This is a genomic window from Flavobacterium reichenbachii, from assembly GCF_002217435.1.
GTDB classification, from domain to species: domain Bacteria; phylum Bacteroidota; class Bacteroidia; order Flavobacteriales; family Flavobacteriaceae; genus Flavobacterium; species Flavobacterium reichenbachii.
Map to the genome: position 1 here is coordinate 1 of NZ_MUHF01000013.1, position 12084 is coordinate 12084.

The following is a 12084-nucleotide window of genomic DNA, read 5'->3' on the forward strand; positions in this document are numbered from 1 at the left end:
AACTCTAAAGTTTCTGCATCAAAATAAGCAAAGCATAACATACCTTCAAATAGAGAAATAATTTCACCTTTTTTATTGTATTCTATCTGGTCTTCAGTTTTAAATGAAACAACATATACTTCTTTTTGAGTTTTTAGATCTCTTAAAATAACTAATTCCTTGTCATCACAATCTAAGCCAATATCTTTGTCATATGATATAATGTTTGTTTTTTTGATCCAGATTTTTAAATTTTCGATTACTTGGTCTTTTGTGGTCATAATTTATTTTATTTTTGAAACATCAACATTATTGGCCTCACAATTTTTAATTACTCGATCCATATATCCTTATTCTCCTGACTTCGTACTCATTCCAATAATCCACAAAGACAATGAGAAAAATAAATTTGGAACCGAGCGCAACAGCGGGTGCGAAGTAGAGAGACTTCGCACCCGCTGTTGCGAATACTTGGTAGAGCAGGGTTTAACTGTAGAATTTAAAAAAAACTTTATTCTTTATCAGCTCTCGGGAAATCATTGATGTCTAAACCATCCATAGTACTTTTGCCATTTATGATGATTTCTCTGCCACCAAATTTATTTAGATATCCTAAATCATTTGGTTTGCCATAATCAGATTCAACCTCATAAAAGGGTGTAATTTCCATTCCAACGATATTGTTGTCTTCAAACAATTGCTTTGATTTTTCAGAGATCATAAAAAAAGGAGCCATATAGACCCAGTCTAGTTCTTGATTAATATACATTGATTTATCATATGGAAAGATATCATCATCCAGTAAACCAAGCAACTGCTCTGTCGATTTTATTTCTCCTTCTTTATAAAATAAGAATTCATCACTAACAAGATTTAATGCATAAAAACTAGATTTACTGTAATCTCTATAATAACTCATCGCTGACTTTATTTGTAAAATATAATAAGGTAAATCAATCCCTTTATTTATATTCAACATAATAGGATAAAATTTATGTTCTGGTAACTCAATTTGCTCCAATAATTTTTTAAGTTTTGGAGATACAGTAAAGAATTGTAGTGATTTTTTTTGGTTAGGTATAACAATAAGAGGATCATCATAAAAATCAATAGCCTCATATAAAAAATCAGATGTCATTTTTTTCTCGTTAACATCTCTTGCTAGCCTAAATTTCAGTTTGTTTATTGTATCTGTAAAATCTTCGTCTTCATTATAGTTACCTCCAGAAAAAGGCAAATTATCTGATGGATCTACAGATTGAGTTCTGTTCATATAAGTTCCAAAATCTGCTTTTAGTGTATATAATTTCATTGTTTTTATAATTTTAAAAGATTTATTTTTTTACTATCTGTAATTACCTCGTTAATAATTTTTTCTCTGGTACTATTGATATAATTTGATAATTTTTTGTCAAATAATGATTGTCTAAAAACACCGTCAATTTCGCTATCTTTCACAATTTCCTTTATCTTTTTCCTACTTAAGTTATTGTACTTTTTATGATTACTATGCCCACCAAGCTCAGAAAAACCAGCGTCTAATTTATGTACAGGTATACCATTATCCAGTCCGTTAAAATCAAAATTTTCTTTGTTTCGGGAAACGAAGTTACGTAATTCTACCATATCATCATCGAGCAATAAATCTTTTGGTATTATATGATGAGCTTCAAACTTTAAGGGAAGCAATTTGCCATTGTGTTTCATAAAATATTTATTTTTAAAGAGATCTTCAATATGTTCGTCTGATAAATTAGCTACATCTATTTTTATTCCTTTAGCATCCCGTAAATCTATTTTTAGAAAACGTTCTTTATAAGTCTGAATTACTTTTTTATTGAGTGCTTTTTGTAAAACGCCTTTATTTTTTATAACTCTATTGCTAATGTTGATATTTGCTAAATATTCCTGCACTGCATTTTGAGAAACCTCATCTCCTTTGTTTAAAAGTTTAGTTAGTTTGTCCCGTGGGCCTTTTTCCTTGACTTTAGCAATTCCTTCTTCTAATTTTTTTACAGTTTTAGATTTAAATTTTCGTTTTACAAGATCTGTTTTTCCTGCACTAGAAAAATTACTATCTACTGTTTTAGTTGGACTAGCGGTAAGTGTAATAGCATATATGTTACCTCCTTTATGTGTACTGTCCCATTTTGGTTTTAACTTAGGGTATAGTTTGCCGGATAATTTTAATGCATGCATTAATTCCGTTATGCTGTTTCCTTTAGCATCCATAAACTCCGCAGTGGCTCTTGCTTGCATTAGCAAAGCTGATCGCATCCAGTTTTTGCTGTCATCCAGATCATGTATATAATCTCCTTTTTCAAAAAGTTTTTTGGGTAATTTAGCTAGTAATTTCTCTTTTATCTCATGGGTGAATTTTTCTATCTTCATTAAAATTTTGCCTAGCTTCCCTAATTTTGAAGCTAATTTTGCAAACGCTGCACCACCGCCAGTAAATATTCCTATTATAACTTCTAGTAAAATAGTTCCCAATAAAAGCCCTATTACTCTGCCTTTTTCATAAGAAGAGGAAGAAAACCAATTTTCTATCACTTTTTTTACGCTATCTCCTATACTGCCCAGAAAAGAGTATAAAATATTTTTTAGCTCAGACCAGCTTGAATTAGCTAATTTGATAATGGCTTGATACATTTCTTTCAATTTGTCAAGAAATTTGCCTGATAATAAATCTCTAATTGTATCTATGATGCTTTCGATATATTCTATAATTCCTACCAAAGTATCATATATGCCTCTTAGAATGCCTTCTATAACTCCTACAATTAATCCAGCTACTCCTGCCAATATTTCTGCAATAATATCACCAGTCTTTATTGCAGTATTCATAAATTCGGAGCGAGAACTTAAATTACCTATCTGGCGTTGTAATTGTATATATTGTTCATTAGGAATACGCACAATGTGATTAGCAGATAATTGCAATTGGCTGTAGGTTAGCCTTGCTTTATGAAAATCAGGATCATGAGCTGCTTTAATTGCTAATTCAAACGATTTGCCTGTTTTAAGAGTTTCTTCTTTCAAAACAATACCGTGGTTGTGATTGCTTTTGGTATTAAGTAAATAGAAAGCTTCTGCTAAGGTTCTTCGGTCATTTCCCGTTTCTATCTTATAATTTTTATAAAAAACATTGGCAATATTAGTTTCAAAATTATAATTTGGTTTTACATATAGAAAAGTACGAGTGTATTTGTCTAAATAATTGTCATGCGGAATTAAAATAATGTTATGTATTTCGATATAACCATATTTGTGATCAGCGGTTTTTATTTTATACCATCCTTTGTTAGTCAAATCTTCGTGCATTACTACGACTTCACTTACTACTTTGTAAACTTTTTCAGAAATGCCTTTTTTGCTTAAGTATGATGCATCATATGGAGAAGGCGTTGCATGTAAACGAATACCATTTTCGGCTATTACAAATCCTCTTTTGTTAATTTGTTTTACAACCGCTTTGTGTCCTGTTATTTTTTTGAAAGAAGTTTTTTGCTCCTTTGTACTGCCATATTTTAAAGCAATGGATTCCTCCATTTCTCCAGCATTTTTATCATTCTCAATCTGCTGACGCCAAATAGCAAGCATAAATTGCCGAAACCGGCCCATTTCAGAAGCGCTGGTGTCTTTTAGTTCTAGTGTATGGTTTTTAATAATCATGATTTTGGTGTTTTACAGAGGAGAATAAAAATGCTTGCCGTTACAGTATTTCTACTTTAACAGGCTTGGGCTGAATATGATCTGAAAATGCTGTGGTAATATTGAGACGTAAATCGTCTTCTTGTTCTATTTTGCCGTCGCCGCCCAGGTAACAGTTTTTAAACAATACTTCAAGAGCCTTAAATTCATCCATTTTGGAAGCTTGCAATACAGCAGAACGAATAGCGATATCTGGTTTTTTGAAATACGCAAACAGAGTAGTATCGTCATCATCGTTAATGGTGAGTTTGACAACTTTTTTATGTTTGTATTTCCATTGATTCAGCTGTGCCTGAGTAATGTTTCCGTCCAGAACATCGGCAGTTTTTGGATTTGTTTTTTCCATTTCGAAATGTTTTTTGTTTTAAAGAAAGGCTGCTTCAGATGTTTTCAGGATGAAAATGCACGAAGCAGCCTTGTGAAGTAAATAACCTGTTTAAAACGGACTAATAAAGAGCTGAGATAAAAGTATGCATGCAAAAATTATGTTTCCTGAACTCCTTTTTTGCGTAACGCATTAGATAATGGGTATCTCTTTTAAGTCGGTTTTTTAAACAGGTTATTATAAAAAATTAAGTAGTTTGCATTATTAATTCCACTCTACATGCGAGCAGATCAAGTCAAAAGAAACCGCGATTTTAGTATCGCCCTGACTGATTCCTCTGCTGTTTGAATTGAATTCGCAGTTTCTTACCGTATGCGTAATCACTTCGTTACTGTCGTCTAAGTAACTTACAATGATGCTGAAAGGATTAATATCCTGCAGTCTTTGTCCTTTTGGCAAAGCGGCTAAAATAGCTTCTACTTCGTAGTTGTATAAAGTAATCGAAGCTTTTGCCTCATATTTGCCTCTTCCTCTATGCACTGGCATATCGCCGGCACCGTAATGGTTTTCTTTAGATACTGAGTCGCTATAGTTTACAGCTGTAATACCAGTAACAATGTTACCTGCAATACTTACTTCAATAGATGACCAGCTGTGTTGTTGTCCGTTAATTAAGGGTAATTTATTCATATGTAGCGTTTATTTGTTTTTTTTAATGTAGATAACGATCTAAGACTATCACTTGCTCTTTGTTTTGTTTTTTAACAATTGAAGAGCAGGGATTTTGTTTTTGGTTTTGTAGTACGAAAGAAATTATGCTTTGTCGATTCCGAACGGATTTTTAAATCCTAAATCAACCATAATTTTGCGAGCTGTACCAATTGGTGTAATTTCAGCTTTCACTTTTAATTCAGAAGTTGCCAAAATGTTTTGTTTAGGATCTACGTAAACATCAAAAGCAGATACTTCCTGGTTTGCAACCATTCCTTCTAATGCGCTTCTGCACAAACCTTCAAAGCTTTTAGAAACCGATTGAGGCAGTTTACCATCGATATCAACTAAAACCGGAGAAGCTAATTTTGGCAGTAAAGCAGTACGCAATAAACGAGTTGCTTTGTTGATCGTACGGTTGTTTTCAACATAAGCAAAGTCAGAAGTACCGTCAGTACAAGTGTGGCTGTCGTTAAAGTAAACACCAGCAAGTCCTGTGTGAGTTTGTGTAAAAATGTATCTTTTTTCGTTTAGCGTTTCTAACGTTCCAAGAGTTTTAATTTCTGTCCCGCCTACGAAACCTGCTTTTGCAAAACCTTCACCTGTAAGGTTAAATTTTTCAATCCAGGCAATGTTTTCAGATACTTTTGCTTTAGATAAGGCGCCTAAAGCCAATCCAACTGCCGCAGTGTTAGAGTATTTTACAGCTTTTTCAACATCCATTGCGATTACTACAGATACATTTGCAGCACCAAGATCGGCTAAAGATGCAGCTTCGTTTGCTTTAAAACCTTTTCCTTCCAGAATAATTTCAAAAGGAATATAATCTGCAAAAGCACGATCTGCTTGTTGCTGTGCCTTTAACACTGCTGCTTGAGTTTGAGCAAATGTTGTTTCTCCAGAGTAAATAATAGCCATTTGGCGAATGTTTCCATCTGCTTTTTCCTGCATGTCTACTGCTTTAGAAACAATATCTGCATAAGATGTCGCAGCTGTTCTCATAATGTACAAGTCTCCAGAAGGATTCATTCTGAAAAATTGTTGAATTTGGTAGTAAACAGATTGTTGCTCGGTATCATAATCTGCCGTAATACCCAATGCCTCAGCATCTTCTAATGAAGCCAAACGCTGTACTTTGTCTAACGTAGAAGCATCAGTAATAATACTCGAAACGGTATCATAAAGTAATCCTGAAACCATGTCTTGTTCTGGATTTCTTCTTCCTAGTCCGCCTGATAGTTTGGTAATCACTACATCGTTTAATGTACTCATAATATAATTGTTTTAAATGTTTAAAAATTGTTTTGGGTTCTGCTTAAAAAAGGGCAAAAGGGTGACTGTAACAAGAAGTTAAACTTGTTAGTATGAATGTTTAGGGTGTGAAAATGTGATGGTAATTTTTAATTCCAAAAAGTGAGCTGGTATTTTTTCAACCACTACTTTTTTGCAATTTTTCATTCAATTTTACCTTAGGCCATGCGGTAAAATATCATTTGTTAACAGGAACAAATTTAAGATTCAAATGGTAAAATTCCAATTTTTGTGATGGGCAAAAGCTGTAGTTTCAGTGTTTTAAGCTTTTGCTCCCGAAGAGAGTCCTTCGTTAATAATGGTATAAATCGTGCGCTCTGTTAGGAACAGAGAATCAGAAAGTTCTGCAACCACAACTTTCATTTGTTTTGCCTGATTTGTATTAAGGTAATTGATAACAAAATCTCTTCTTTTGTCTAATAATGTTCTGCTTCTTTTCATCTTTGGGGTCTGAATTGTAGGGTTAATTTGAGTTTGAATGTGGTATTGTATGCGGTAAAATGTATGTGATTTGATTGACTGCGAATGTCTTTTGATTGATGATGACGATTCTTAAATTAACATCAGATAGAATTAAGGAGTAGTTAAATCAATCTCTCCTTCAATTTGATTCGGATTTATTTCAATTATTCCAGAAGTAAGATTGTAACCCAGATCTTCTAATTCCTCATTAGTTAATCCGTTATTAAAAAGAATGTATTTCTTTTTTAAGGCATTTTCAATTAAGGTTGTTTTATAGGTAATCTCCCAAATGAAATAATCATTTTTACTCCAATAAACCTCTTCATTGCTGCATTGTTTTTCTTTTACTTTAAAGGTCGAATTGGCATCTATAAAACTATTAACATTATTATTAGACAAGACGGCTTTGTCTACACGATGCGCAATTTCGAACGCTTCTTCGTAACTTGCAGCATTAATGCTGCCTACAGGTAATACGATATACAGGCAAAAAGAAACATCTGCTTTGTAATTTTTCTCAGAAGAAGTCTCCCAGGAAATCGCGTTGTACTTAAACATTACTAAAGGTGATTCAATAGCAGTTTTAAAAACAGCATCACTATATAAATGTACTGTTGGCGAAGTAGAATTGAACTCAGATTCTATCGCATTTTTTTTCTCGATATAAAATTCTTTTAAAATCATATGTTGGATTATTTTTAAGCAAATATAAAACATATGTTTGGATATTGCAAACATATTACGGCAAAAAATGCAATAGTTTCAGTAATATGATTTATTTATTTAAAGTGTTAATTGTATGATAATTCATAAAAAATAATAATTTTAACCATTGATAGTTAGCTATTTTGAAAAAAATTAAGTTAAATTACAATTGTTTGGTATATATTAGTTAGTTTTGCAACATATAGTTGAAGTTTTACTTTAAGTAAAACATATTACATAAACTAGAACCAAATAAAAATATGGAAATACATACTAAAATAAAACGCATTATAGACGAGTTGAAGTTAAATAATAACTCATTTGCCAAATTAATAGGAGTAACCAGCACGACAGTAGACAGCATTACAATCGGAAGACTGCAGTCTGACGGAGAGAGGAAAAAGACCAAACCAGGTTTTGATCTTCTTCAAAGCATTATTACTCATTGTAATGTAAATCCTGATTATTTTTTTGGAAACAGCGAGAACATTTTTATCAGTCCCGCTAATAATGATGGAGCAGTTGGTTTACATTTACCAAAGGTCATAACGGTTAATGAAAGCGGAGATGAAAATATCAATTTTGTTGGAGTTAAAGCCCGAGCCGGTTATTTAGACGGATATGCTGACCCAGAATATATGGAAACTCTTCCGTCTTTCAGTATGCCGATGCTAAAAAACGGAACATACAGATGTTTTGAGATAAAAGGAAACTCGATGTCTACGACCATTCATGACGGCGATTATCTTTTTGGGAAATATGTCGATAATTTTGATGATATTCTTGACGGAAGAATTTATGTTATCATTAGTAAGAATGATGGAGTAGTGGTAAAAAGGGTTTTGAACCGAATTAGAGAAAGCGGAAAATTAATCCTGAAATCAGATAACAGAGATGGAAATTACCCAATGTATTCTATTTATGCCGAAGATATTCTGGAAGTTTGGTACGCGAGTATGTATGCATCTAAACAAATGCCGGATCCAATTAATATTTATGAAAAGATTCATGATCTCGAAAGTAAATTCTACGAGATGGAAGAGACTTTAAAAAAGAAACTGAATTAAATGAATCAGTTACTTAAAAAAGATAAATACATTTTATAAAAAAAAGAGAAAGCCTTATTTTATTAAGGCTTTCTCTTTTTTTATTTGCTATATGTTTTATAGTGTTTTTTAAAAAATTTCTATTTTGTTTTCTCCCTTAAATATACCAGCTTAACAGGAACTCTATTTGAATATATTTTGCCGTTAAATAAAACATATCGATTTTCTTTGATTTCTTTTTTTTGATCTTGAGTTATTTTTGATTTGGTGAATATCGAATCATTTTTTAAAGAAATTGATCCCTCATTTGGTTTTAGCTTGTCTACATTCGAAAACCATTTTTGGCCATTCCTATATGGTAAATTGACTATTGAAGTGAAATATTTTGTTTCTCCAGGATGAATAACAAAACCGTGTAATGATTGATCTGGAAAATCAATTTCTTTTAAAGCGTGAGTTTTTTCAAGTTTATTTTTTTTAAGAAAGTTATCAATTAGAGAATCTCTTTGTTTGGTTTCGAAGATTGGAGATACACAGTTAAACATTTCTGCTCTTGTGGAACGACCGTCTAAAATCGAGTCATTTTTGTACAAACTAAAATCTAATGAATTTAATGGAGAAATATCTTTTTTTCCTAAACCTTCACGATAAAGATCTCGCTCCAATGTTCCAATTGAATTCTCATTAAACATTATGAAATATTTTTTATCAGAATTGTTAGTTATCCTATAATGAAGTATATTTTTCGATAAACTGTCATACTCTTTATTTGGCTGATAACGAGTTTGAATAAAATCAAAACTTTTTAAATTATCTACGCAAATGATCTCATTGGTTAACAGTTCTATCTTTAAATCTTTTTCATTCTTGTTGCAAGAAATAAGAATTAAAATAAGAGATATTAAAGAGAGCGATTTTTTCATTTGTTTTGATTTTTAGAAACGGATTTTATAGTAGTAGATTTTAATTTTCTTTATGCACTTCATTTAATATACCATCTTCGTCCCTTTCTATCATTTCTCCATATGGTTCTTCTAAATTTACACCAAACATTTCCAGTATCAGTTTTTCTTTTGCGGCAGAAAGATCTAAGCCTTCTAATTCTTTATTGCTAAAACTTGTTCTTCGAAATATTTGACTAGGAAATGCGATGTAATCTTTATTTTTTCCGTTTTTTACAAATAGAAGGATAATTTTTGGATAGGTATTTTCTATACGACCGCATAATGTTTTTTTGTAATTTATAATAGTTACATTGTCATATTTTATTAAATAGTAGTTAAAAAGAATATCTGAAATTTTATTCATCTGTTCTTTTATAACCAGTTTTTTTGAATCGTGAAATTTTGGTTTGAGATAATTTCGAGGCTCTTTATCGGCATAGTATTTTGGTGTAACGACGTATACAGAATCATATTTTGAAAAAGGAAACAATTTTTTTCTTTCTTCTAAAGGTATCTTGAAAAAAGGGACTAATGTATCACTTATAGCAATTTTTTCATCAGGGGCTAAGGGGCGCTTTGGAAGTTTCGAAAGATAGTCTAAATGCTTATAGTAAAAGTCACATTGCTCTTGGCAATAAATGTCTCGTAGTTCTTTTAATCTTTTTTCTTGTGCATTGGTTATAAATGCAAAGAATAAAATTAACCCACTTAATATCTTTTGTAAGTTCATATTGTTAAGGACGTTTTTTTCTTTTAATATAATTAACAAAGAGCAGTTTATTTTGAATTTAATTTTCTTTATAAGAATCATTTAATATGCCGTCTTCGTCCCTTTCTATCATTTCTCCATATGGCTCTTCTAAATTTACACCAAACATTTCCATAATCAGTTTTTCTTTTGCGGCAGAAAGATCTAAGCCTTCTAATTCTTTATTGCTAAAACTTGTTCTTCGAAATATTTGACTTGGAAATGCGATATAATCTTTGTTTTTTCCGTTTTTTACAAATAGAAGAATAATTTTTGGATAGGTTTCTACTATGCCATCACAACCTGTAATTTTATAGATTAATTCAGTAATGTTATCATATTTTATCAAATAATAGTTAAAGAGAATATCTGAAATTTTATTTAACTGTTCTTCTGTAACTAAAGTCTTTGAGTCGTGAAATTTTGATTTGATATAATTTCGGGGTTCTTTATCTTCATAATATTTCGGTGTTATAACATAAACCGAATCGTATTTTGAAAAAGGAAAAAGCATCATTCTTTCTTTTAATGGTATTTTGAAAAAAGAAACAAGAGAATCTTCCTGGCTTTTTGGTTTTAGTGGGGCTGGAGGTAAATTCAATAAGGCTTTACGAAACTTTAAGTTTTCATGGTAGAATTTACAGTTGGTTTCACAATGAATATCACGTAATTCCATTAACTTTTTTTCTTGTGCATTGCTTATAAATACAAAGCCTATAAGTAATATACTAAATATTTTTTGTGATTTCATATTAATGTTTTAAACGGAGTGTATCGGTAAAATATCCATATTTTTAACTTTTTCAATTTGGAAAATATGTTTAAAATTTTGATTATATATTTGAGGGATGAATCTACGTAATTATCAGTAAAAATGATGTAGTAATAGTAAAAAGGTTCTAAAAAGAATAAAAGAAAGCGGAAATATTATGAATTGGAAGAATTTTAAAAAAAGAAGCTGAATTAATATTTTCAATATCAGTTATATAAACAAAAAATACCTCTTACGATTTTAATGTAAGAGGTGTTTTTTTTATTTTATAAAATTATTAAGAGATAGATCCGGTTCCGGTTCCGGTTTGTGCTGATGCAGAGCCAGTTGTAGTTACCGTGGTCGTTACAGTTCCTGATTTGACAAACGCTTCGATAGCTGAGGCTAATTTTGAAGCAATATTATCTATAGAGGAGAGGCATTGTCTGTTTTGCCTTTTTCTTCACTCAAAAGAGATTTTATGGATTGTTCTAAAACGGATTTGTTTAAAGCCATAATTTATTATTTTAATAGTTCTTCTAACTTTGTTTTTATTACTGTAAGCTGCGGTAAATTTATTGGAGGTCCGGATGGTCCAACAGGCGTAGGGACTGTAATTTTACCAATCTCGTCAATCAATTCTTCTAGTTTTAATTTCAAACTTTTCCCGCCTACATCAATCTTAAATTTCTCATCCATTTCAAAAGTCAAATTTCCTTTTATAAATGATGTTTTTTTATCTGAAATTACGGCTTCAAAACCATCCTGAATTGTAATTTTAGCTTCCTTATCTTTCAGATTAAAGATTGTTTTTCCTTCATTAATGCTGATTTTCTGCTCTTTTAAATTGAAACTGTTTTTAGAAATTTCTTTTCCGTTCTCGTCGTAAAAAGTTGTACTAATAGTAGGATCAGATGCAGCACCGCTGAAATCGATTTGAGCAATATTATTGTAATCTGGTTTTGCAGGTGATGCTGTATTGCCGCCTTTTTTTTGTTTGAATACTATTTGGAGTTTATCAGCAGTAGTATCAATTTCGAGGTATTGGTTTTCTTCATTTTTAAATCGGAAGAAAGTACGTTCGACTTCAGAAAACTGCGAAATAAAAGCTCTCGTTTCTACACCATCAATAATGGTAGCCAATACCCAGCTGTCTTTTTTAGGAATTGAAATAATTCCTTGTTCCAAATCCAGGATCGACGCTTTTAATCTTACGTTCTTAATTATCGCACCGTCAGCACGCATCACATTTACAGTATACGCATCTCTGGGATCGTGAAGTGATGCTGTTTCGGTATTTATTTCGATCACTTTTGCCGCAAAAGTTTCAATGATTTGATTTTTACCGGCAACATCTTTTATTAAATCTGTTATATTTCCCATTTTTA

Annotated in this window: 13 protein-coding genes; 1 reads left to right on the forward strand and 12 read right to left on the reverse strand. The window is 31.4% G+C overall.

Translation table 11 applies throughout. The annotated features are described in order from the left end of the window. The 8 genes from B0A68_RS12180 to B0A68_RS12215 all read right to left on the reverse strand — a co-directional run. A partial coding sequence (locus tag B0A68_RS12180) for a hypothetical protein (protein WP_089069738.1) occupies positions 1-260 on the reverse strand: 260 nt, incomplete at its 3' end. A gap of 230 nt (positions 261-490) precedes the next feature. Next, a complete protein-coding gene (locus B0A68_RS12185) occupies positions 491-1291 on the reverse strand; it encodes a hypothetical protein (RefSeq protein WP_035684772.1) in 801 nt (266 codons plus the stop codon). Positions 1292-1296: 5 nt separating this feature from the next. Further along, positions 1297-3654: an AHH domain-containing protein gene (locus B0A68_RS12190; protein WP_035684769.1), complete on the reverse strand. Its 2358-nt coding sequence runs from the start codon at positions 3652-3654 to the stop codon at positions 1297-1299. Positions 3655-3694: 40 nt separating this feature from the next. Further along, positions 3695-4039, reverse strand: coding sequence for a hypothetical protein (locus B0A68_RS12195; RefSeq protein ID WP_035684764.1), 345 nt, complete (start codon positions 4037-4039; stop codon positions 3695-3697). A gap of 243 nt (positions 4040-4282) precedes the next feature. Further along, the gene (locus tag B0A68_RS12200) at positions 4283-4708 is read right to left on the reverse strand and encodes a hypothetical protein (RefSeq protein WP_035684757.1); all 426 of its coding nucleotides are present in this window, start codon (positions 4706-4708) and stop codon (positions 4283-4285) included. 123 nt (positions 4709-4831) lie between these two features. Then, complete coding sequence (locus tag B0A68_RS12205) at positions 4832-6001, reverse strand: DUF2586 domain-containing protein (RefSeq protein ID WP_035684754.1); 1170 nt, start codon at positions 5999-6001, stop codon at positions 4832-4834. A gap of 300 nt (positions 6002-6301) precedes the next feature. Then, on the reverse strand, positions 6302-6481 hold the full coding sequence (locus B0A68_RS12210) for a hypothetical protein (RefSeq protein WP_035684751.1): 180 nt from the start codon (positions 6479-6481) through the stop codon (positions 6302-6304). 132 nt (positions 6482-6613) lie between these two features. Further along, on the reverse strand, positions 6614-7186 hold the full coding sequence (locus tag B0A68_RS12215; RefSeq protein ID WP_035684748.1) for a hypothetical protein: 573 nt from the start codon (positions 7184-7186) through the stop codon (positions 6614-6616). Positions 7187-7467: 281 nt separating this feature from the next. Here B0A68_RS12215 and B0A68_RS12220 point away from each other — a divergent pair, with 281 nt between their 5' ends. Further along, positions 7468-8274, forward strand: a complete 807-nt coding sequence (locus B0A68_RS12220; protein ID WP_035684745.1) for an XRE family transcriptional regulator — start codon at positions 7468-7470, stop codon at positions 8272-8274. Positions 8275-8393: 119 nt separating this feature from the next. On the opposite strand, the gene B0A68_RS12225 is transcribed toward B0A68_RS12220, so the two are convergent. From B0A68_RS12225 to B0A68_RS12240, 4 genes are all read right to left on the reverse strand, one after another. Further along, positions 8394-9176, reverse strand: coding sequence for a hypothetical protein (locus tag B0A68_RS12225; protein WP_035684743.1), 783 nt, complete (start codon positions 9174-9176; stop codon positions 8394-8396). Positions 9177-9216: 40 nt separating this feature from the next. After that, positions 9217-9927 (reverse strand): hypothetical protein, encoded by a 711-nt coding sequence (locus B0A68_RS12230; RefSeq protein WP_123947503.1) that lies wholly within the window; start codon positions 9925-9927, stop codon positions 9217-9219. 58 nt (positions 9928-9985) lie between these two features. Then, positions 9986-10696 (reverse strand): hypothetical protein, encoded by a 711-nt coding sequence (locus B0A68_RS12235; protein WP_123947504.1) that lies wholly within the window; start codon positions 10694-10696, stop codon positions 9986-9988. Positions 10697-11218: 522 nt separating this feature from the next. Beyond that, positions 11219-12079, reverse strand: coding sequence for a hypothetical protein (locus B0A68_RS12240; RefSeq protein WP_035684731.1), 861 nt, complete (start codon positions 12077-12079; stop codon positions 11219-11221). Positions 12080-12084 lie beyond the last annotated feature (5 nt).

Coding starts and splice junctions, on each gene's coding strand:
- B0A68_RS12185 (WP_035684772.1), bottom strand. CDS start 1,291: ATGAAATTATATACACTAAAAGCAGATTTTGGAACTTATATGAACAGA.
- B0A68_RS12190 (WP_035684769.1), bottom strand. CDS start 3,654: ATGATTATTAAAAACCATACACTAGAACTAAAAGACACCAGCGCTTCT.
- B0A68_RS12195 (WP_035684764.1), bottom strand. CDS start 4,039: ATGGAAAAAACAAATCCAAAAACTGCCGATGTTCTGGACGGAAACATT.
- B0A68_RS12200 (WP_035684757.1), bottom strand. CDS start 4,708: ATGAATAAATTACCCTTAATTAACGGACAACAACACAGCTGGTCATCT.
- B0A68_RS12205 (WP_035684754.1), bottom strand. CDS start 6,001: ATGAGTACATTAAACGATGTAGTGATTACCAAACTATCAGGCGGACTA.
- B0A68_RS12210 (WP_035684751.1), bottom strand. CDS start 6,481: ATGAAAAGAAGCAGAACATTATTAGACAAAAGAAGAGATTTTGTTATC.
- B0A68_RS12215 (WP_035684748.1), bottom strand. CDS start 7,186: ATGATTTTAAAAGAATTTTATATCGAGAAAAAAAATGCGATAGAATCT.
- B0A68_RS12220 (WP_035684745.1), top strand. CDS start 7,468: ATGGAAATACATACTAAAATAAAACGCATTATAGACGAGTTGAAGTTA.
- B0A68_RS12225 (WP_035684743.1), bottom strand. CDS start 9,176: ATGAAAAAATCGCTCTCTTTAATATCTCTTATTTTAATTCTTATTTCT.
- B0A68_RS12230 (WP_123947503.1), bottom strand. CDS start 9,927: ATGAACTTACAAAAGATATTAAGTGGGTTAATTTTATTCTTTGCATTT.
- B0A68_RS12235 (WP_123947504.1), bottom strand. CDS start 10,696: ATGAAATCACAAAAAATATTTAGTATATTACTTATAGGCTTTGTATTT.
- B0A68_RS12240 (WP_035684731.1), bottom strand. CDS start 12,079: ATGGGAAATATAACAGATTTAATAAAAGATGTTGCCGGTAAAAATCAA.